This is a genomic window from Paenibacillus sp. RC84 (assembly GCF_041260495.1).
In the GTDB taxonomy this organism is placed as follows: domain Bacteria; phylum Bacillota; class Bacilli; order Paenibacillales; family NBRC-103111; genus Paenibacillus_F.
Window position 1 is genome coordinate 372821 of record NZ_JBGBYL010000006.1, and the last position, 21147, is coordinate 393967.

At 53.9% G+C, this 21147-nt stretch carries 17 protein-coding genes; 16 read left to right on the forward strand and 1 reads right to left on the reverse strand.

Going from position 1 to position 21147, the window contains the following annotated elements:
- The first annotated feature begins 214 nt into the window (after window positions 1–214).
- From ABH899_RS16310 to ABH899_RS16375, 14 genes are all read left to right on the forward strand, one after another.
- Window positions 215–1222 carry a FecCD family ABC transporter permease gene (locus ABH899_RS16310; RefSeq protein WP_218230515.1) on the forward strand — a complete coding sequence of 336 codons (1008 nt, stop codon included), beginning with the start codon at window positions 215–217 and terminating at the stop codon, window positions 1220–1222.
- Window positions 1219–2274: a FecCD family ABC transporter permease gene (locus tag ABH899_RS16315; RefSeq protein ID WP_369998136.1), complete on the forward strand. Its 1056-nt coding sequence runs from the start codon at window positions 1219–1221 to the stop codon at window positions 2272–2274. The genes ABH899_RS16310 and ABH899_RS16315 overlap by 4 nt, the downstream gene beginning before the upstream one ends.
- Before the next feature lie 181 nt (window positions 2275–2455).
- On the forward strand, window positions 2456–3337 hold the full coding sequence (locus tag ABH899_RS16320) for an ABC transporter ATP-binding protein (protein WP_369998139.1): 882 nt from the start codon (window positions 2456–2458) through the stop codon (window positions 3335–3337).
- A gap of 193 nt (window positions 3338–3530) precedes the next feature.
- Window positions 3531–4898, forward strand: a complete 1368-nt coding sequence (locus ABH899_RS16325; RefSeq protein WP_369998142.1) for a sodium-dependent transporter — start codon at window positions 3531–3533, stop codon at window positions 4896–4898.
- A gap of 90 nt (window positions 4899–4988) precedes the next feature.
- Window positions 4989–5249, forward strand: a complete 261-nt coding sequence (locus ABH899_RS16330) for a hypothetical protein (RefSeq protein ID WP_369998145.1) — start codon at window positions 4989–4991, stop codon at window positions 5247–5249.
- Between the two features lie 538 nt (window positions 5250–5787).
- Entirely contained in the window at window positions 5788–6558 is a 771-nt protein-coding gene (locus tag ABH899_RS16335) for an ABC transporter substrate-binding protein (RefSeq protein WP_369998148.1), read from the forward strand.
- Window positions 6555–7535 (forward strand): ABC transporter substrate-binding protein, encoded by a 981-nt coding sequence (locus ABH899_RS16340; protein ID WP_369998150.1) that lies wholly within the window; start codon window positions 6555–6557, stop codon window positions 7533–7535. The genes ABH899_RS16335 and ABH899_RS16340 overlap by 4 nt, the downstream gene beginning before the upstream one ends.
- Window positions 7536–7555: 20 nt before the next feature.
- Window positions 7556–8056, forward strand: a complete 501-nt coding sequence (locus tag ABH899_RS16345; RefSeq protein WP_369998153.1) for a DUF7689 domain-containing protein — start codon at window positions 7556–7558, stop codon at window positions 8054–8056.
- A 15-nt stretch (window positions 8057–8071) separates the two neighbouring features.
- The gene (locus tag ABH899_RS16350; RefSeq protein ID WP_369998156.1) at window positions 8072–8791 is read left to right on the forward strand and encodes a hypothetical protein; all 720 of its coding nucleotides are present in this window, start codon (window positions 8072–8074) and stop codon (window positions 8789–8791) included.
- A 298-nt stretch (window positions 8792–9089) separates the two neighbouring features.
- Window positions 9090–10460 carry a cytochrome ubiquinol oxidase subunit I gene (locus tag ABH899_RS16355; RefSeq protein ID WP_369998159.1) on the forward strand — a complete coding sequence of 457 codons (1371 nt, stop codon included), beginning with the start codon at window positions 9090–9092 and terminating at the stop codon, window positions 10458–10460.
- Window positions 10457–11482 carry a cytochrome d ubiquinol oxidase subunit II gene (locus tag ABH899_RS16360; protein ID WP_218230507.1) on the forward strand — a complete coding sequence of 342 codons (1026 nt, stop codon included), beginning with the start codon at window positions 10457–10459 and terminating at the stop codon, window positions 11480–11482. Before ABH899_RS16355 ends, ABH899_RS16360 begins: the two co-directional genes overlap by 4 nt.
- A 479-nt stretch (window positions 11483–11961) precedes the next feature.
- On the forward strand, window positions 11962–13713 hold the full coding sequence (locus tag ABH899_RS16365; RefSeq protein WP_369998162.1) for an ABC transporter ATP-binding protein: 1752 nt from the start codon (window positions 11962–11964) through the stop codon (window positions 13711–13713).
- 75 nt (window positions 13714–13788) lie between these two features.
- Window positions 13789–15807 carry an ABC transporter ATP-binding protein gene (locus ABH899_RS16370; RefSeq protein WP_369998256.1) on the forward strand — a complete coding sequence of 673 codons (2019 nt, stop codon included), beginning with the start codon at window positions 13789–13791 and terminating at the stop codon, window positions 15805–15807.
- A gap of 422 nt (window positions 15808–16229) precedes the next feature.
- Window positions 16230–16535, forward strand: a complete 306-nt coding sequence (locus ABH899_RS16375; RefSeq protein ID WP_009675810.1) for a hypothetical protein — start codon at window positions 16230–16232, stop codon at window positions 16533–16535.
- Window positions 16536–16669: 134 nt separating this feature from the next.
- Here ABH899_RS16375 and ABH899_RS16380 read toward each other — a convergent pair whose 3' ends face one another.
- Entirely contained in the window at window positions 16670–17305 is a 636-nt protein-coding gene (locus ABH899_RS16380) for an FMN-dependent NADH-azoreductase (protein ID WP_369998165.1), read from the reverse strand.
- A gap of 207 nt (window positions 17306–17512) precedes the next feature.
- Between ABH899_RS16380 and uvsE the strand changes: the two genes are divergently transcribed.
- Together uvsE and ABH899_RS16390 are read left to right on the forward strand one after the other, a co-directional pair.
- Window positions 17513–18469 carry a UV DNA damage repair endonuclease UvsE gene (gene uvsE / locus ABH899_RS16385; RefSeq protein WP_369998168.1) on the forward strand — a complete coding sequence of 319 codons (957 nt, stop codon included), beginning with the start codon at window positions 17513–17515 and terminating at the stop codon, window positions 18467–18469.
- A 164-nt stretch (window positions 18470–18633) separates the two neighbouring features.
- On the forward strand, window positions 18634–20955 hold the full coding sequence (locus tag ABH899_RS16390) for a YcdB/YcdC domain-containing protein (protein WP_369998170.1): 2322 nt from the start codon (window positions 18634–18636) through the stop codon (window positions 20953–20955).
- The last annotated feature ends 192 nt before the right edge of the window (window positions 20956–21147 follow it).

The following is a 21147-nucleotide window of genomic DNA, read 5'->3' on the forward strand; positions in this document are numbered from 1 at the left end:
AAGCCGTACCCATTCTCCCGAACCCGGGCGGATGGGTATTTTTTCTTAGATAAGAGTAAGTATAAACGTCCCGGATTTTGTCACGGTTACCTGTGATAATGATTATCAACTTCATTGACATTGGGCGGGGTGTATTTTACACTAAGGGAAGAATAGGGAGAGGGCGTATAGGGTTTGTCCGGTATGCCCGCTACTCGCAAAGGGGTTTGCCGATTTGCCTCTAAGATCAAACACTTTCAAAACCATAGGACTTCTGACCGGTGTCGCCCTTCTTATACTTGCTATGGGATGCAGCATCGTTTACGGATATACGGGCACCAACTGGCATACCGCCTGGGATGCCTACCGTGCTTTTAACGGCTCCAACGAGCATCTGATCATCCGCGAAGCGCGGATGCCCAGAGCGCTGATCGCGGCCGCCGTCGGTTCGAGCCTGGCCATTGCGGGCGTGCTCATGCAGGCGCTTACGAAGAATCCGCTCGCTTCGCCGGGGCTTCTCGGCATTAATGCGGGAGCGGGCCTGCTCATCGTGATCGCGATGTCCCTGCTGTCGGTCAGCTCGCTGTCCACGCTGGCGTGGATCGCCTTTCTGGGCGCGGCCATCGCTTCGGCGGTCGTGTACATGCTCGGCTCCGTCGGCCGGGAAGGGCTCACGCCCATGAAGCTGACGCTTGCCGGCGCGGCGGTCGCGGCCTTGGCCAACTCGCTCACGCAGGGCGTGCTGCTCTCCAACGAGACGCGCATCCAGGACGTCCTGTACTGGCTGGCCGGATCGGTCGAGGGGCGCAAGCTGGACATTCTGCTCCCGGTGCTGCCGTATCTGGGCGCAGCCTGGCTCGTCGCCCTGCTGCTGTCCAGTCAGATCAACGTCCTGATGATGGGTGAGGACGTGGCCGTCGGGCTGGGACAGCGCACGGTCTACATCAAGCTGATCGCGGCCGTCGTCGTTGTCTTCCTGGCGGGAGGCTCCGTCGCCGTGGCGGGCCCGATCGGATTCGTCGGCATTATCGTGCCGCACCTTGTCCGGTCGCTCGTCGGCTTCGATCACCGCTGGGTCATCCCGTACGCGGGAATCTGCGGCGCGCTGCTGCTGGTGGCGGCCGACACGCTTTCGCGTTTCATCATCATGCCGCAGGAAGTTCCCGTCGGTGTGATGACGGCCTTTATCGGAACGCCGTTTTTTGTCTATATCGCGCGGAGGGGGTTTAAGACTTCCTCATGAGCCGCTACAAACATATTCGTCTAAAATGGCCGTCCATTTCATTTGTACTGGATAAACGGGCCCTGCTCGTCACCGCGGTTCTCGCGGTGCTGCTCTTCCTCCTCATGCTCGTCTCGACGGGCACGGGAGAGATCAAAATCAGCCCGCTGCAGGTGCTCCGCACGCTGTTCGGGATGGGCACGCCGCAGGATGCGCTCGTCATTCACACGTTCCGGCTGCCGCGGGTTCTCGTGGCGGTCATGGTAGGGGCGGCGCTGGCTATGGCCGGAGCTATCCTGCAGGGCGTCAGCCGCAATCCGCTGGCGTCCCCGGATATCATCGGCATCACTGACGGCGCCGGCGTGTTCGTCGTCGCCTTCATCGTGATGACGACCGGCACGAGCAGCACGTTCCTTTCCCAGGCCCAGTGGCTGCCGCTTGCGGCTTTCGTCGGCGCCTCGCTGACGGCGCTGGTCATCATGGCCCTGGCCTGGAAGAACGGGCTGCCGCCGGTAAGGCTCGTGCTGATCGGCATCGGAATCGCGGCTTCTTTGTCCGCGGTGAACACGATGCTGATCCTGCTCGCCCCGCCGGTGCTGACTACCCAGGCCGTTACCTGGAAGGTGGGGAGCGTCTACGGCTCGAATTGGAGCCATGTCGGAGCGCTGGCCGTATGGCTGGCGGTGCTGATTCCGATTCTCGCGTACATGGCTCGCAGCCTTAACGTTCAGGCGCTGGGCGATTCGGTCGCCACTAGCGTGGGCAGCCGGGTGAACCGCCAGCGCGTCGTGCTGATTCTGCTCAGCACCGCTCTTGCCGGTTCGGCCGTAGCCTTCGGCGGAGGCATCACCTTCGTCGGGCTGATCGCCCCGCATATGGCGCGGCGGCTTGTCGGAAGCGCGTACGGCGCTTTGCTGCCGGCGTCGGGTCTGTTCGGCGCCCTGGTCGTGCTGGTGTCCGATTATATCGGCCGCACGGCGTTTCCGCCGCACGATTATCCGGCCGGGATTTTTACGGCCTGCGTCGGGGCCCCGTATTTTATTTATCTGCTGTACAAATCCCGGAACTCATAAATGAGCGATCCGGTATATAGATAGGAAGGCGCTGCGCCCAGATACGGCTGCTGTCATCCGCATTTGCGGCGGACAGTTCTATCACACGGGAGATACGCAGCGCGGACTGCCGCCCGGAACGATTAGCCGCCTCTCGTCATCTGGATGAACACCACTTTTCTTGGCAAAGGAGATTGAGCGTATGTATGGGATCGAAACCAAGTCGCTGACGCTTTCTTACAATCAAACGGATATTATCGAGGATCTCGATCTGGAGATTCCGAAGGGTCAGATTACCGTGTTGATCGGCTGCAACGGCTGCGGTAAATCGACGCTGCTGCGCTCCATGGCCCGGCTGATGAAGCCCAAGAACGGCGCCGTGCTGCTGAACGGCCAGGAAATCGCGAAGCAGTCCACCAAGGAAGTGGCCCGTCAGATGGCGATTCTGCCGCAGGGTCCTACCGCTCCGGAAGGGATGACCGTCTTTGAACTCGTGAAGCAGGGGCGCTATCCGCACCAGAACTGGCTGAAGCAGTGGACCCGGGAAGACGAGGCTGCGGTAACCAAGGCGCTGGAAGCGACGGGGATGGCTGCGCTGGCCGAGCGTCAAGTGGATTCGCTGTCGGGCGGACAGAGACAGCGGGCCTGGATCGCCATGACTCTTGCGCAAGGGACCAACACGATCCTGCTCGACGAGCCGACGACCTATCTCGACATGACGCATCAGATCGAAATTCTCGATCTCCTGTGGGAGCTCAACGAGAAGGAGAACACGACGATCGTCATGGTTCTCCACGATCTCAACCTGGCCTGCCGTTATGCGCACCACATCGTCGCTATTTGCGACAAGAAGGTCTATGCCGCGGGCAAGCCCGAGGAAATCGTAACGGAGGAACTGGTGCGCCACGTGTTCGGCCTGAACTGCCGCCTCGTCCGCGATCCTATTTTCGGAACGCCTACGTGCGTGCCTTTCGGTAAAGGACGGAGACTCCCGGGCTGCGAGGAGATGGTGAACTTCGTAAACGCCAAATCGGTCTCGTCTCCGGATTCCCCTTTGTCCGAACCGACGCCTTTGCCGGTTTAATCGAATAGATCGTAACGCGGCGGCCCCTTGCGGGCGGCCGTTTTTTATTTGGCCGCTATAGTCCTCAAGAACTTATAGTGATTTATTGAACGTAGGTCAATAATAACTGGACACACCCTCGCCTTTCCGATAAAATAAACCTCTGTTTAATACAGACCGTTAAAATCCTAGACCAATACAAGCAGGTGACAGCATGAGCAAACAAGATTTAAACGGGGGAACTTCAGGTCCGGCAGCCGGTGAAAAGGGCGGGGAACGCTTCTCTTCCCTCGGTTTCATTATGTCGGCGATCGGAAGTGCGATCGGTCTCGGCAACCTTTGGAAATTTCCTTATATAACGGGGATATACGGCGGAGCGGCTTTTGTGCTGCTGTTCATTATCTGTCTCGTCATCGTCGGCATGCCGGTCTTGCTGGCCGAAATGGCCATAGGACGCGCGGGACGCGGGAACGCCTCCACCTCTTTTCTTAATTTGTCGGGTTCCAAACGCTGGAGCTTCTTCGGTTTTCTCGGGGTGTTCGGTTCCTTTATGATCACGTCTTTTTATTCCGTCATCGCGGGCTGGACGCTGCATTATGCGCTTAGCTCCTTTACGGGGGCTTTGTACAAAGGAACGGATTACGCCGCTCAGTTTCAAACCTTTACCTCCGGGTACAGCCCGATAGCCTGGCAGTTCCTTATTCTGGGGCTTTCCGGCTGGGTAATTGCGAGAGGAGTATCCGGCGGTATCGAAAAATTCAACAAGGTGCTTATTCCCGCGCTTGCGGTCGTGCTGCTCATTCTGATGGCGCGTGCCTTGACGCTTCCGGGAGCCGGAGCGGGCATCGAATTTTTCCTGAAGCCGGATTTCAGCAAGCTGACGGGCGAATCCACACTCGTGGCCCTGGGGCAAGCCTTCTTCTCGATGTCGATCGGGATGGGCGTCATGATCACGTACGGCTCCTATGTGCAGAAAGAGCAGTCTCTGGGCAAAGCGACCGTTGCGGTTACGGGCGGCAATCTGCTGTACGCCCTTATCGCGGGCCTCATCGTGTTCCCGACTACGTTCTCGTTCGGCCTGGAGCCGGCTCAAGGGCCCGGACTTGTCTTCGTCGTGCTGCCTGCGGCGTTCTCTTCGATGCCTTTGGGCGCGGCCTTCGGCGGCCTGTTCTTCATCCTGCTGGCCATCGCCGCTTTCACGTCGATCCTGTCGCTGCTGGAAGTGCCGGTCGCCTTTGCGATGGACCGCTGGAAATGGTCGCGGCTTAAAGCGACGTCCTGGACGACCGCGGTTTGTTTTATCGTCGGGGTGCCTTCGGCCTTGTCGGTCGGCGGTGTTCTGAGCGATTTCAAAATCGGCGGCAAGACGGTGTTCGATTCCTTGGATTTCGTCACCTCCAACATTCTGCTTCCTATCGGGGGCCTGGTCGTTACGCTCTTTATCGCGTACGCCTCGAAACGCGCCATGGAAGAAGCCGGACTCAAAGGTACACTGCTGCGGGTATGGGTGTTCCTGCTCCGCATCGTGATTCCGCCGCTGATCGTTCTTATTTTCCTATACTCGGTCGGAATCATTTCTTAATCCGTAAAAAGCCCGTTAGCATAAACACCGCAGGGTTGCCTCATCCTATAGGAGTCTGAAATTCCTATCGAGATGAAGGAGGCTTCAATCATGACCGAACGCGATTCCAGTCTGCAGTCGCAAAATCCGATTTCCCAAGCGCAAAATTCGCTGGAAAAGGTCCACAACGCCGTCTCCCAAGCGCTGTCCCACCCGACAGCCCAGCTTGAAGAGCAGGCGAATCAGGCTATCCGGCATGCCGAACGCGCCGTGGAGGACGCTTCGCTGAGCTTTAACCAGCCTGCATTCGAGGAAGTCGAAAACGGACTGCGGCAGGAGATCGAAGACCTGCACAACGGCACGCGTTCCTGAGGCTTTCCTGCCCCGGCAGGTTCAGGCGGCTCCATTCCCTTCAGTCCAGGCTGGGGGAATGGGGCTTTTTTTGATGCGATAACCGCACGAATACCATGAGTAACGATCTTGTACAACTTATGGAACCCCAAGGAATACTCAAAATAAAATTGTTGAGATGGAGCCTTATCCAACCAACATAATTTTATGCATTCTTTATGCTTTTCGACTTACAAATATGTAAAAAAATAGTACTGTTGTATGGGGAATAATTAGGGAGGGGGCCGCGCCTATTCAAATTAAAAATAAACGTGTCGGACAGTGCCGGTGTTTCCTGGTCAAGCTGGTTGCGCTGTCAAGTATAGCGGCCACTTCCGGCTGTTCTCACGAGCAGTCCCTGAATCCGCAACTTGCTACCACTCCAGATTCTCTAGTCTCAAAACATAAAGCTAAGCAAACGGCCTATCCTCTGGTCTTGAAGGATGCTTGCGGGGCAGAGGTTACCATCCCGAGTGAACCACAACGGGTCGCCGTAGACAATGCTGAACTTAACGACTTTATGAAAGTCATTGGGGCAAGCGACAAAATCGTCGAAGTAACGGAAGATTCGGCAAGCAGTTTGTGGGGAGCAAGGGAACGGATTATCGCAAAATCGAAACCGGATTTTTTCCTTTATCCAGCCCCTTCCGTTCTGGTTTATCCAGGTTCGGAGATGTGCATGAATATACAAAGCTTTCGGACGTTGGGATTTCCTATCTGGGTAACAGGGCATTCCGAGATCGACCAGATTGCTTCGGATATGCTCACAGTGGGGATCATTCTGAACAGGCGAGAGCCTGCGGAGCAAGCATCGGACAAGCTTGGGAAGGCCATTGTGCAAGTGAAGGAAGCCCGGAAGGGACTGCCGATGAAAAAGGTCTACTGGGAACGGGGGTACAACCGCTCTTTTTCCAAGAATAATCAAGTGACCAGTGTAAGCGTAGGAAAAAATACGTTGGAAGATGATTTGCTTTCCACGGCCGGAGGAGAGAATATTCTACCGTGGGTAGACAACCAAAGCCCGGATAGCATCCCCATTACACTGGAACAACTGCGCAAGGCTGATCCGGATCTGATTCTATACCAAAATTACTTCCGTTCACCTGAATATGTTCCTACTAAGGAGCGTGAGGAGTGGCAAAACCTGCGCGCCATACGGACTTCACAGCTGTATGCTTATCCTTTCGATGAAATGCGCTACAGTGAGTTGTCAGACAACTTGATGACTCTTTTTAAGGCGATTCATCCAGAAGCAATAAGCCGAATCAATGAGATGGGGGGATTAATTTGAGGAAGGAGGAAATTTATATTCAGAATCCGAGAATAGAACTTATTAAATTTTTCATGATGACCCTGATAGTAGTAGGTTTGATATCCGGATGTTCAATCAACGGTAAAAGCGAATCTAGCACCGAAGAAAAAGCTCATTATCCACAAACATTCATAGATGCTTGCGGTTCGGAGGTGCTCATTCAGAAAGAGCCCCAAAATGTTGTTGTTCAGGGTTCATGGGAGGAGGACTTTCTGAAAGAAGCGGGAGCTGGCGGAAAAGTCAAACGTTTTGAAGGAATGGGTATAGGCGGCTCGATTAACGAGACGGAGAGGAGGATTGCGGCTGAAACAACTCCTGATCTGGTCGTTATTATGTCAAAATACAAACCGACAGAAGGTGACTGCAAAAGCGCTAAAGCTCTCCAAAAAATGGGCATACCTGCTTATGTATCAGATCAATCTACCGTTAAAAAGGTTGCGTCAGAGTTATTGCAGATTGGGAATATTATAAACACCAAAGAGCAGGCGAAAAAAGCCTCAGAAAAATTAAGCGAGACCATTCGTAAAGTGGAGCAGGCTGTCTACGGCTTAAATCGACCATCGGTTTATTGGGAAAACAGCTTAGATGTGGAGTTTGAAGAAATCAAGAGTTTCCTGGCTATTGGGGGGGACGTTCTGGAAAATGATTTACTTAAAATGGCGGGCGGAGAGAATATCATTCAAGATTTAACGGTACCAAATCCTTATAGAGTCGAAACTAATTTGAAGGATATACAAGATAAAAATCCACAGTGCATCCTAGTATCCGGTTATGAAATCAAGTTTGTACAAGGTTACCAGCCAGTAAACAGGCGTGATGGATGGGAGAATATAGCGGCTATAAAAAATAATAACGTGATTGAGCTGCCGATATCTTTCGGCTCAGTCAGTAGCCTTTCGGAAGATCTTATTCAATTGGCGGAATTTATACACCCTGAATTGAGAGGAAAACTATAAAAATGAAATGGGGATAAAAATTGAAAAAGAGCTTGAGTATACTCAAATTATTATGTATTGCATGTATTACCGCGATGACAACTTTTATTTCGGTTAGTGTATTTGCTAATTCGGGTCCTTATAAAGAACCACTAGCATATTATCAGGCACACCTCAGGAGTAACGTAGCTTTTGAAGTACAAAAAGGAACATTCAGCCCCAATTACAACTGTTTAGCTTACGTACTGGGTGTTACTTCATACACAATTTGGCCTTGGGGACAAAATAATCCGACTGCATCAGAAATGACAAAAGTACTGAAAGAATTCGGATACAGCGCTACAAATAATGGATCTCCTAACAATCCTCCTAAATTGATTGTTTATGGGTCCGTTAGTAATGTTGGACATATTGCAAAAGTAATGACAAATGGAAGTTCCACAGAATCAAAATGGGGTGCTCTTGAAATTGTTTTTACACATTCTCTTAGTCCGTATAACAGTTCACCGGGATATGGACCGGCTGTTCAATACTATTATTGAGGAGAGAAACAATTTATGAAAAAGTTACTGTTAAGCGTTACAGCGGGGTTTCTGGTAGGGATAGTATCTTTTGTTTTGATAAGCTCAAACTCTTCAGCTGCGCTTTCTTCAAACATATACATTAGCCTTACAGACATGCAGCTAGAAGTTAAACGCCTTACAGAAATCGATCCTCAACTCAGTCTGAGTTCAAATCCCTATTCTTACTTAAAAAACAACAAAGAATATGAGCGCATAGTTAAACTGGGCATTCCTGCTTTACCCGTTATTGAACAACGCATTTCTGAAGGTGAAAATTATGGGTTAGATAAATACCTCTTAGCCATAGCAGCTGAAGAAATTGCAAAGGTAAACCTCAAAAATGGAGATTACCGGTGGTCTGATGCCGAAGAATTCATCCGTGCGTGGAAACTCCACTTGAAGTCTGTTCCAAAAAAGGTGGATGAAATTGTAAGCGCAAATGAAACATTTGAATGGAAGAACGATAAATTAGCTGAGTTAGGAGCGCCGGCAATTCCATACATTAAAGAAAAAGGAATAAAAGAAATAGAACCATCTCTACAAAAAATAATTGTTAGCCATAGTCCCACCCAGCTCCCGTCCATTCAACACGATGATATTAGTATGGAACAGTGGGAAAGTGAGCATAAGCAGGATGTGAAGATACTAAAAGCGCTGATAAAAAAGGCATCGGAAGAACCGGGAATTAATAAAAGTTTTAGAGTAAAGAATTAGTATTCACGACCTTCATGGTCAACTTTGAAGCCCTCTTCTTGGCAAAGTGGCTCTATTGAGGATACAACTCTCCTTACGATGCTTTATGGATGAACTGTTGCACTTGGCTTGAAAATCTGCCAGAAACAACAAACGTGGATGAGATTCATTAGCCCCTAGGTCCCTCTCTGGGATTACAGGGGCTCTTTTTATGTGCGGACAGATACATCTCTCCTTACCCCAACGCATACTTTCTTCCTTTTTGACCCATATTACAGGAAGCAATTGGGCCGGGTGGCTACAAAAGGAGTGTGGATCTATGGATACCGTCGTGATGGCGCGGGCCTTGTTCGGCACGTCAATGGCGTTTCATATTATTTTTGCGACGCTCGGGGTCGGGCTTCCGATGATGATCGTGTTTGCGGAAATTATGTATCATGTCAAAAAAGACCGCGACTACGTGGTGCTCGCCAGAAGGTGGACGAAAGCTTCGGGCATTCTGCTCGGCGTAGCCATCCCGTCGGGAACGATCGTCGGCGTGATGCTCTCTCTGCTCTGGCCGGGCTTTATGCGGATCGTCGGACAGGTGATCGCCCTGCCGTTTCAGATCGAAATGTGGGCCTTTTTCTTCGAGGCCCTCTTTATGTCGATCTACTTGTACGCGGCCGACCGACTGCCTCCGATCGCCAGGATCATCAGCGTCATCTTCGTCGCGATCGGGGCGAGCGCCTCGGCGGTGATGATCACGGACGCACACGCGTTTATGAACACGCCGCGGGGATTCTCCATCAACGCGAACGGAGACTTCGTCGACATCCGCCCGTGGGAGGCCGTGTTCAACCCGAGCCTCTGGTCGACGGCGCTGCACGTCCTGTCCACCGCCTATATGACAGGCGCTTTCGCCGTCGCGTCCGTGGCGGCTTACAAGCTGCTGAAGGCGCGCAAAGCCCCGCGCGAAGCGGATTACCACCGCAAGGGCCTGTTTCTCGCGCTCATCTTCGGGGGCATCATGACCGCCTTCACGGCCGTCAACGGACATGCGACGGCCCAGATGCTGCATCATCACATCCCCGAAAAGCTCGCTGCCGCCGAAGGGCTGTTCGAGACGCAATCTCATGCCCCGCTTGCCATTTTCGGCAAAGTCGACGAAGCGACGCAGTCCATCAAGGGAGCGATCGAGCTACCGGGCTTCCTCAGCTTGCTGGCAGGCAACCGCTTCGACACCGTGGTCCGGGGCCTGAACGAATTCCCGCGGGAGAACTGGCCGCCGCTTTACATTCACACCCTTTTTAACCTGATGGTGTTCATCGGCATGTTCCTGCTTGCCTTGGCCTTTCTGGGCCTGCTCATCCGGATCTGGTTCAAAAAGCCCTACCCGCGCTGGCTGCTGACCGTCCTGGTCGCTTCGGGGCCTCTCTCCATGCTGGGGATCGAGATCGGCTGGATCTTCAGCTGCACGGGCCGGCAGCCCTGGACGGTTTACCACGTGCAGCGGACCAGCGAAGCCGCCCTGCAGTCCCAGGGCATCGGGACCCTGTTCGTCATGTTCGTGTCCGTCTACGTGTTTCTGCTTGTCGTGACGTCGATCGTCATGCACGTCTACTTCAAGCGGCATCCCGTCTCGGAAGCGCTTGGACTTGCCGCCGCTAACGGAGACCAGACCCCGGCTGCCGAGGGGGCGAGTACATGAGCGACGTAACCTTGGCAGTCAGCGTACTCTGGGTATTCCTGTTTACGTACTCGATTCTCGGCTCCATCGACTTCGGCGCCGGTTTCTGGTCGATGTACTTTAGCGGACAGCATCATACGAAGGCGGGGGCCCTCGCGAACCGGTATTTGTCGCCGACCTGGGAAGTGACGAACGTGTTTCTCGTCCTGTTCGTCGTGGCTCTTGCGGGTTTCTTCCCGAAGGCGACCCATATGCTCGGCGCGGCCCTGCTCGTGCCGGTCTCGCTCGTTCTCCTGCTGCTGCTCGTCCGCAGCACGTTTATGGTCTACGCATACTCCGTGGCGAAGCACGGCCGCCTGCTGCGGGTCGTTTCCGGGATTACGGGTCTCCTTATCCCGGGGCTTCTGGTCAGCGTACTGCCGATCACGCTGGGGGGCTTCGTCACCGTTGAAGACGGAGTGCCGGTCCTTCACCTCGGTGAACTGTTCACCAGTTTGACGGAGTATGCGCATCTCGGCTTCGGGCTGTCGACCGAGCTGTTCATGTCCGCGCTCTTCTTAGCGGACTACTCCCGCGAAGCGGGGGACGAGGAGACGTACCGCGATTACCGCAGGCTCGCGATTATCTGGGGGCCCATCAATCTGCTGATGGCCCTGCTCACCGTCAGCACCTTTTCCGAGCATGCGCCGTGGATGGTGGAGGGTTTCAAGCGGTACGCCTTCTGGTTCGGTCTTTCCGTAGCGGCCTTCATCGCCGCCTATATTTTGCTGCTAAAAGGAAGACCGGACGGCCGCAGCGGCTACCCGCGGGCTTCGATTATTACGGTCATCATCCAGTACGGATTGGCGAGCTATGCGTATTTTTCCGCTCACATGCCTTACATGGTTTATCCTCACTTGACGTTCGACGAAGGGATTACGAACCCGACGATGTTCCGTTCGCTTTTCATCGGGTATATCGTGAGTTCGGCGATTCTGGTTCCCGTGTTTTATTTGTTTTGGAGGCTGTTTCTCAAAGATAAGCGCTATTTGCAAAAGGAATAAGCGGAGCAAAAAGGGCCGTTCGGGCGGCACTGCTCCATTTTGGTTATAACTATTTTCTCCGGCTTGTTCGGGTTGACATTCCTTTCCAATGGGTGTTACAATCACACCAAGTTGACGCGAAAGCGCAGAAAAATGACCGGAGAAGAAAGGGTGGTATCGATGTTTAGAATGTTGCCTGTCCATGGACTGCGTCCGTATGCAGTGAACAAGGGAACAGCTGAATATTCGGTACACCCGTTAAACCGCACATCGGGATAGCGGCGTTCAGACGCCCGCATTTCCGTAACCATGGCTGCCCGCAGCCGGTTTAATGGGCGCAGGCTTTGCCGCGCTTTTGAGGACGTACCGTTTGTTAGTTGAACGGTGCGTCCTTTTTTCATGGTCCCGCAAGGAGACCGCCCTCATTTTTCTACAGAGACACGAATGACGGAAACAAAGAACAAGAAGCTTTTCGTGGACAAAGAAAGAAGGTGACCTGTTTGTTCAGTATTTTACAGAAGCTCGGCTGGTTTTTTAAAAAGCACTGGATCCGCTACACGGTAGCGATTACGCTGTTGATCGTCGCCGGTATCGCGGAAATTATTCCGCCGAAGATTCTCGGTTACGCGGTCGACGAGATCCATATGGGCTCGATTACGGCGGACCGGCTAATCGCCATGATTTCGTGGACGCTAGGAATTACGGTCCTTATTTATTTGATGACCTATGTTTGGATGTACCAGCTGTTCGGAGGCGCTTTTCTGGTGGAACGCGTGCTGCGTTCCAGATTTATGCGGCATCTGCTCAAGATGACTCCGACCTTTTTCGAAAAATACCGGACGGGCGATCTGATGGCCCGCGCCACCAATGATTTGCGGTCCGTTTCCGCTACGGCGGGCTTCGGTATTTTGACGCTGGTGGACTCCAGCGCGTTTATGCTCGTGATCCTCTTTACGATGGGCATCACGATCTCCTGGAAGCTTACGTTTGCGGCCCTGCTGCCGCTTCCGTTCATCGCGCTGGCCATGAAGTTTTACGGCAAAACGATTCATGAGCGGTACACGACCGCCCAGGATGCGTTCGGCCAGATGAACGATCAGGTGCTGGAAGCGACGGCGGGCGTCCGGGTTCTGCGGGCGTATGTTCAAGAAGCCAACGAACAGGAGCGCTTCCGCGAGCTGACGGAGGATGTGTACAACAAGAACATTGCGGTTGCGAAAATCGACGCCCTGTTCGATCCGACGATCAAGCTGCTTGTCGGGGCGAGTTACCTGATCGGTCTCGGCTACGGCGCGTATCTCGTGTTTCAGACCGAGCTTACGCTGGGACAGCTCCTGTCCTTCAACATCTATCTCGGGATGCTGATCTGGCCGATGTTCGCGATCGGCGAACTGATCAACATCATGCAGCGGGGCAACGCTTCTCTGGACCGGGTCAACGAAACGCTGGGGTACCGGCCCGATGTGCAGGACGTTCCGCAGCCGGCGACGGATGCGAAGCCGGGTACCATCGGCTTCCGGGAAGCCGCATTCAAATATCCTTCCTCGGGTACTCCCAATCTGGAGGACATCGGCTTCATGCTGCGTCAGGGGGAGACCCTTGGCGTGGTCGGCCGGACCGGCAGCGGGAAATCCACGCTGCTGAAGCAACTGCTGCGCCAGTATCCGACCGGCAGCGGCTCGATCACCATCGGCGGCGTGCCTATCCAGCAGATTCCGCTGGAGCAGCTGCAGTCGTGGATCGGCTATGTGCCGCAGGAGCAGATTCTGTTCTCCAAGACCGTAAGGGAGAACATCAAGTTCGGCAAGTCCGACGCAAGCGAGGACGATGTGCTGCGGGCGATCGAACGGGCCGCCTTCACGCAGGACATCGGTACGCTGGCGAACGGGCTCGATACCCTTGTCGGCGAGAAGGGCGTAGCCTTGTCCGGGGGACAGAAGCAGCGTGTCTCGCTGGCGAGGGCCTTGATCGCCGATCCGGAAATTCTGCTGCTCGATGATGCGATGTCGGCCGTGGATGCGCGGACCGAAGCGAGAATCATCGAGAATATCCGGCGGGAGCGTGCCGGCAAAACGACGCTCATCTCCACGCATCGGCTGTCCGCCATCGAGCACGCGGACCGGATTCTCGTCCTCGACGAGGGCCGGATTGTCGAAGCGGGAACCCATGAAGAGCTGCTGGCGCTGGGCGGCTGGTACAAAGAACAGTACGAGCGCCAGCAGGTCGAATCCAATTTGACGGAAGCGGGGTGATCGGCCTTGCACACAGGCAAACGTTTGGTGCAGTACGCACTTCATCATAAAAAATTGTTTATTCTTGCACTTCTTATGCTTACGGTCGCGGTAGCGGCAGAGCTGTCGGGTCCTTTTATCGCCAAGCGGATGATCGATACGCATATCATCGGGATCGAGCAGCCCTGGTACAAAGTCCCGCGGGAAACCGGCAACGCCGGAAATACCATGGAAAACGGGGACACGGTGTCCTACGCGGGCGACGTTTACAAACGCGGGGACCGTTTCGCGGAAGGCGAAGCGCGCGGGGACGAGGCCAGGCTGCTTCAGGTCGGCACCCGGTTCGTCTTCGTTAACGGACCGATCTCCTTTGACGGCCAGCGGTCCTGGCAGGACGGCAAGCTGACGGTTACAAGAGGCGGAGAGAGCGCCGCATACGAAGCGAAGTCGCTGACCAAAGGCGAGCTCTATGTGTTCTATCGGCCGGAGTTGGCCAAATTAATCCAGCTAGCCCTGCTTTATCTCGGATTGCTGGCCATAGCGGCTGTCTTCACTTTCGGAGAGCGGTATATGCTACAGGTTTCCGCAAACCGCGTTATTCAGAAGCTGCGGCTGGACGTGTACAGGCAAATTCAGCGGCTGCCCATCCATTATTTCGACAATCTTCCGGCCGGAAAGGTCGTATCCAGAGTGACCAATGACACCGAGGCCGTCCGCGACTTGTTCGTGACGGTGCTGGCGAACTTTTTCACCGGCTTCGTGTATATCACGGGGATCTTTATCGCCCTCTTCCTTCTGGACCCGAAGCTGGGCGCGATTTGCCTTCTGATCGTTCCGCTGCTGGTCGTCTGGGTCATCGTTTACCGCAAGTACGCTTCGCGGTACAACAAAATTATCCGTTCGCGCTTAAGCGACATTAACGGGATGATCAATGAAGCCATCCAGGGGATGACCATCATCCGTGCGTTTCGCCGTCAGAAAGAAACGATGGAGGAGTTCGAAACGCTCAACGAGGATTACCTCAAGCACCAGCAGAAGCTGCAAAGCTTGAACGCCCTCACCTCCCATAACCTGGTCGGAGTGCTGCGGAACATATCTTTCGCGCTGCTGCTCTGGCATTTCGGAGGCGCCGCAATGGGAACGGGAGCCGAATCCGTGATCTCCTTCGGGGTGCTGTACGCCTTCATCGACTACTTGAACCGGCTCTTCCAGCCGATCACCGGGATGGTGAATCAGCTTGCGACGCTCGATCAATCCATCATTTCGGCGGGACGCGTGTTCGAGCTGATGGATGAACCGGGCGAAGACGTTACCGAAGGCCGGCTGCCCCGCTACAAAGGCGATGTCAGCTTCGAGCAGGTGTCCTTCGCTTACAAGGAAGATTACGTGCTCAAGAACATCTCCTTCGAGGCGAAGCAGGGCCAGACCGTGGCGCTCGTGGGCCATACCGGTTCAGGCAAAAGCTCCATTATGAACCTGCTGTTCCGGTTCTATGATCCGCAGAAAGGAACGATCCGGGTGGACGGCCGGGATATCACGGCCATGCCTAAGCAGCTTCTGCGTCAGCATATGGGCATCGTGCTGCAGGACCCGTTTCTTTTCACGGGCACGATTGCCAGTAACGTCAGCCTCGGGGACGGCACGATTTCCCGGGAGAAGGTGGATGCGGCGCTGCGAGATGTCGGCGGCGAGCGCATATTCGCCAACCTGCCGGGAGGCTTCGACGAGCCCGTGCTCGAAAAAGGAAGCACGCTCTCCGCGGGCCAGCGGCAGCTGATCTCTTTTGCGCGTGCGCTTGCTTTCGATCCGGCGATTCTGATCCTGGACGAAGCGACCGCGAACATCGATACGGAGACGGAGGCCGTGATTCAGGCTGCGCTCGATGTCGTCAAGAAAGGCCGGACCACTTTCATCATCGCGCATCGGCTGTCTACGATCCGCAGCGCGGATCTGATTCTGGTCCTGCATCGCGGCGAGATTGTGGAGCGGGGGAATCACGAGGAGCTGCTGGAGCTGGGCGGCCGGTACTCCCAGATGTACCGTCTGCAGCAGGGAGGATCCGCTGCGGGCGCTGCTTCGGGCGGCGTCACAACCGGTATCGCGGCTTCTACGTAAAAGCAGCTAAGCTTCGGAGGGAACCCGGTCTGCTATTGCTGCCCGCCCTGGTTCACGAGGATGAACGTGCCGCGGCACTGTTCGAGACTCCGCGGGGCCTACCATGGACCTTTGGGAGACGGTTTCCCTTCGTCTTTTTATATTTTCTATAGAGCCCGGAGAAGTCCGGGTCTTTTTTTATAAAATTTTTAAGGTATAATTAGGAAGAAAGAAGGCGGACGCATGAAACGCGAAGACGCCTCGGTACGTAAAATAAGCTTAAGGGCATAAAAATCCGGTGAAACGATCTGCATGATTCGCGGACTGCTCCCGCGCCTATGTAAGGTTGTCCGGATCGAGAGTTACACCCTGCTATGTGTAAAATTATATAGGACGGGGCGTTTTCACCACACGCCGCCGCCTTGCGAAAAGAGGGATTTATCGTGAGTTCGGAAACGAAACGCGTTTTGAATGTGATTCAGCTTATTGTGGAAATCGGAATTATCATCGGCTACGTAGTCGGCCTTATCCCGTTCGGATTTCTATGGTCCGGCGGCTGGGTAGTGCCTCTCGTATTCGTGAGTGCCGTCATCGGCCTGATCAACAGCAACCGGACGCTCCTTCCGGCTGTCGTCAACATCGTGCTGGCCTTCCTCAGCTACATTCCGCTCGTCGGCTATGTCACGAGAATCGTCGGTCTGCTGGTGTCCGCGTACAACATTTCCCTGATCAGACGCGACCAGTACTAAGCTCAGCTCCCTGTCGGGACGCTGAAGCGCTTATGCACCAAAGAAAACCCGTAAATCTTAGGATTTACGGGTTTTTCTCTGTCCGGGGACAAGGGAGGGGCTTCATCCCTCCTATTTTTTCAAGTCGTTTCGGACTAAAACGTCCGCGCTTTTTCCTGTGCGTTTTTAATGGCGTCTTGCTTAATCTGCTCGGCGCGGTCGGGGAACTGGGCCATCCCTTCCACATAAAGCGTTTCAAAAGACGGTATTCCGAAGAAGGACATGATCGTTTTCAGATACGGGCTTCCGAAGTCCGACCCGGCTGCAGGGCCTTCCGAATAAATACCGCCGCATGCGTAGACGTGCAGCGCTTTTTTGCCGGCAAGCAGGCCGACCGGGCCGTTTTCCGTGTACTTGAACGTTTTACCCGCCGTGCAGATCGTATCGATATAGGCTTTCATAACGGGAGGGAAGGAGAAGTTCCACATCGGGGTGACAAAAACATATTTGTCGCCCGCCACAAACTGATCCGTCAGTTCGCCGAAACGGGTCACTTTTTTCTTTTCTTCTTCCGAGAGCTGATCAAACGAACTGCCGGAGCGCAGCTTACCCCAGCCGCTAAAGACGTCCGTGTCGATGTGTGGAATGTACGCTTTGTACAGGTCCAGTGTCACGATAGGGTCTCCGGGGTGATTTTCGCGGTAAGCATCGAGAAACGCTTTGCCGACGGCCATGCTGTAAGAAGCCCGGTCGTCATGCGGATGTGCCGTAATATAGAGAAGCGTAGACATGAAGGAACCCTCCTGAGAATGTGCGGTCAGATTTGTGGTTTATTGAGGCGTCCGGTTCCGGAAGGCTCCGGCTGACAACCATACGGGGATAATATCTGCCGCCACCGATAGGGGTATGCCTGCCAAATTCGCACAACTTCTTCATTCAGAGATACAACCCGGAAGCGCCGGGGTAAAAAATTTTGGCACGGGAAACCTGAAGAAGAGGTGAAAAGCTTGGAAGTTCGCATCGGCTATGTAGCGCAGGCGTTGGCTATTTATCACAACACACCGAGCTCCACGTTTACGTATAAACGGTTCAAAGAAGGGCCTTACGAAGAATCGTTGGCAAAGGCGATCGAGGTGGGCCGCCGCAATCTGGAAGCTACGCGCAGAATCCTTTATTATAATGCGGCGCACGGGATCCGCCTGTACCGGCTCAGTTCTTCGCTGATCCCGCTCGCCACCCATCCCGATGTCCATATCGGGGTCAAAGAGGTGTACAGGGAGGAGCTTGCCGAGCTGGGCGCTTTTGCCCGTCGCCACGATATCCGGCTGTCGATGCATCCCAACCAATTTACGCTGCTCAACGGTTCGGATGCGGTGGTGGACGCCGCGATACGCGACCTGGACTACCATGCTGACATTCTCGACGGCATGGGGATGGGCAGCGATTGCATCATTAACATCCATGTGGGCGGAGCCTACGGGGACAAGTATGCTTCGGCCGAACGTCTTGTCTCGAATCTGCCGCGGGTTCCGGGGCGTATTTTGAAGAGACTAACATTTGAAAATGACGATAAAACCTACACGGCCGAAGAAACGATGTCCGTGTGTAAGCGGAGCGGGGTCCCGATGATGTTCGACCTTCATCACGACGGGTGCAACTCCTCTTCTCAACCGGGTATCGAGATGCTCCCGCAAATAGCGGAGACATGGAAGGACCGCCCGATGAAAATTCATGTTTCCACGCCGAAGAACGCCAAAGAGTTCCGTTCCCATGCCGATTATGTGGACGCGGGGCCGCTGCTGATTTTTCTGAAAGCATGTAAGGAGGAAGGACTGGACCGGCTGGATGTAATGGTGGAGGCCAAGCGGAAAGATCACGCATGCCTGAAGCTCGCCGAGGATCTTTCTTCCGTAAGGGGAATCAGGCGCTTGGACGGCGGCGTTCTATCGATGTGACAAGGGAGGAAAAAGGCTCGTAAACCGCAGAGAAATGACAAAAAAGTAACAGGTTATGAAATGGGGAATTCTTCCGCAACCTTTGCCCGGATTTGTCCGTCTCAGATGGTGAGAACTGGAATCCAGTATGTTCCATTCCACCTATTCGAAGGAGGCAGGTCCGTTTGAAAATTATTCTGAAAGCAGGCACGGCAGTGGTCACTTCCGCACTGCTGTTCGGCACGGTTACGCCGGTTATGGCGAGCAAAGCGGTTACGGGGGCGTCCGCATCTGTTGCGAATCCGGTTACGGATCAAGGGAAAGAGCAGATCGACATTTCCCAGGAGGAGGTAAAAATCACCAAGGAGCAGGCCGTCGAGCTGGCTAAAAAATACGTTGCCCTGCCGGAAGGCTTCTCTCTCCAGGGGGCTAATTTAAGCGTATCCCGGGGATTCGGCGGCAAGCCTGCAAAAACCTGGAACTTGAATTTCAGCCACAAAGAAAAGAAAGACTACTATTCTTATTTGTCCTATACGCTGGATGCGGATTCCGGAGCTCTTCTCGGGTACAATTTCAGCAGCAAGAACCCGGACAGCAAGCCCGTTTATCCGCCTAAAACAAGCCTGGATCAAGCTAAAACCATCGCATCCGATTACATAGCTAAATTAAGTCCCGAGCTTCAAAAGCAGGTGAAGTACAACGACCTGCGCGAATCTTCACGCAAAACTCCGCTGAATGTATACGAAGACTACCGGTTTTCTTTCGAAAGAGTGGTGGACGGTGTTCCGTTCCCTCAAAATAACATCACGGTGGCCGTAGACAGCGAGGGACATCTTTCCGATTACCGCGTGTACTGGGATAAAGACGTGACTTTCGATAAAAAAGAAGGCGTCATCACCTCGGAGCAGGCTGACAAAGCATTCCGCACGCAAGCGGAACCGGTGCTTCAATACCTCCTTCCTTACCAGTCGAAGGAGCTCAAACCGGCGATTTCCTACAGCATGGCGGCGCTTCAGATTGACGCCAAAACAGGCAAGCCGCTGTATGAGAGCAAAGCACCCGCCACCGTCAAGACACTGACCGAGCAGCCTCAAAGCGGCACAGGAACGGCCGTGACGACGAAGGAGGCCGCGCTTAAACGGGCCCAGCAGCTGGTTAAAATCCCGGCGGATGCCAAGCTCGAAGAGGCGAACTACAGCGAATACGAGAACGAATCCACGAAGCAGACGGAAGCTAACTGGAATTTCCAATGGGCGCTCCCGGGTAAAGACGGAGCGAAGGATAACAGAGGTTACGTGTCGCTGGCTATCGACGCCAAAACCGGTGAACTGACGAACTTCTCCAGTTATGACTATAGTTCCAGCCGTACGGTCAAGCCGGAGGAAGTTAAAGTTTCCTTTGAAGAAGCCAAAGGAAAGGCGGTTGATTTCGTAAAGAAAACGAACCCTTCCTATACGAATCAGCTTGTGCTGGAAACGACGGAAGCTCCCAAAACGGACAGCAAAATAGTCGGGGTCGACCAGGATAACGCGTATACCTTCCTGTTCTCTCGGTTCATTGACGGGGTCCGGGTAGAGAACGACAATATTCATGTAGGCGTGGATAAACGTACGGGCGATGTTCAGAACAGCTACGTGAATGTAAGCAAGCTGACGTACCCGGCTAAGAAGCCGGCCGTGCTGGATAAAGATAAGGCGAAAGAGCTGCTGCTTTCCCAATACCAGCTTCGCCTGGTTTACCAGAGCGTCGGCATCGAAGGCCAAATTCCTCCGGGAATTCCTATTGAGCGTTACAATATTCTTGTCGCTTCCGGCAAATATCCGGCGGACAGCCAAAATCAAAAAGCCCAGCTTGTTTACACGCTGGAGAACAAATACGAAAACATCGCTTATTTTCTCGATGCGGAGAGCGGCAAATGGCGCAATCGGAACAACGGTGAAGTGATCTCCCTGGAGCCGGTCAAAGTCGACGATATCACGGGCCACTGGGCGCAAAACGAGCTGCAATTAATGCTCGATTACCAGGCCCTCGAAGTGAAAGACGGCAAAGTTAAGCCGGACCAGTCCATTAAGCGCGGGGAGCTTATCAAGATGCTCGTCATCGCAGACAGCGGAGGCGGGTATTATCCGGCCGGAGCGATGGACAGCCGCAAGAACTCGTTCAAAGACGTGGAGAAAAGCAATGCGTATTTCTCTTACGTGGAAACGGCTCTGGACCGCAAATGGATCGACCGGACGTCCGACGAGTTCAATCCGGAGCAGCCGATTACCCGCGAGGAAATGGCTTCGCTGATCGTCCGTGCGCTGAACTACAAGAAGCTGACGGAGTTCGATAACGTCTTTAACCGTAATTTTACGGATGCTTCCGAACTTAAAAACATCGGAAACGCAGCCATTGTGACCGGAATGGGCATCATGAGCGCGGACGGGGGCAAGTTCAGTCCGAAACTTGAGGTGACGCGCGCGCAGGCGGCAACAGCCTTCTACCGGTATTTGCAGAAGCGTTAACCTCCCCGTTATACACAATTCCATAAAAAAATTAAGAGACTGCCGGGTTCGGCAGTCTTTTTTTTGGGAAAAAAGGAGAATAGGCAGGAGACCACCGTAACGGGCCGGAATTGAATCGGGCACCATTTGCTCAGGGAGATTCGCAGGGTTACCCTTATTTAAGGAGTCACTGTTTTTACGACACACATTCAG

Excerpts from the sequence above, each read along its gene's own strand:
- ABH899_RS16360 (WP_218230507.1), top strand. The coding sequence starts at position 10,457 with ATGAGCGACGTAACCTTGGCAGTCAGCGTACTCTGGGTATTCCTGTTT.
- ABH899_RS16370 (WP_369998256.1), top strand. The coding sequence starts at position 13,789 with ATGCTTACGGTCGCGGTAGCGGCAGAGCTGTCGGGTCCTTTTATCGCC.
- ABH899_RS16320 (WP_369998139.1), top strand. The coding sequence starts at position 2,456 with ATGTATGGGATCGAAACCAAGTCGCTGACGCTTTCTTACAATCAAACG.
- ABH899_RS16335 (WP_369998148.1), top strand. The coding sequence starts at position 5,788 with ATGAAAGTCATTGGGGCAAGCGACAAAATCGTCGAAGTAACGGAAGAT.
- ABH899_RS16325 (WP_369998142.1), top strand. The coding sequence starts at position 3,531 with ATGAGCAAACAAGATTTAAACGGGGGAACTTCAGGTCCGGCAGCCGGT.
- ABH899_RS16350 (WP_369998156.1), top strand. The coding sequence starts at position 8,072 with ATGAAAAAGTTACTGTTAAGCGTTACAGCGGGGTTTCTGGTAGGGATA.
- ABH899_RS16315 (WP_369998136.1), top strand. The coding sequence starts at position 1,219 with ATGAGCCGCTACAAACATATTCGTCTAAAATGGCCGTCCATTTCATTT.
- ABH899_RS16380 (WP_369998165.1), bottom strand. The coding sequence starts at position 17,305 with ATGTCTACGCTTCTCTATATTACGGCACATCCGCATGACGACCGGGCT.
- ABH899_RS16355 (WP_369998159.1), top strand. The coding sequence starts at position 9,090 with ATGGATACCGTCGTGATGGCGCGGGCCTTGTTCGGCACGTCAATGGCG.
- ABH899_RS16330 (WP_369998145.1), top strand. The coding sequence starts at position 4,989 with ATGACCGAACGCGATTCCAGTCTGCAGTCGCAAAATCCGATTTCCCAA.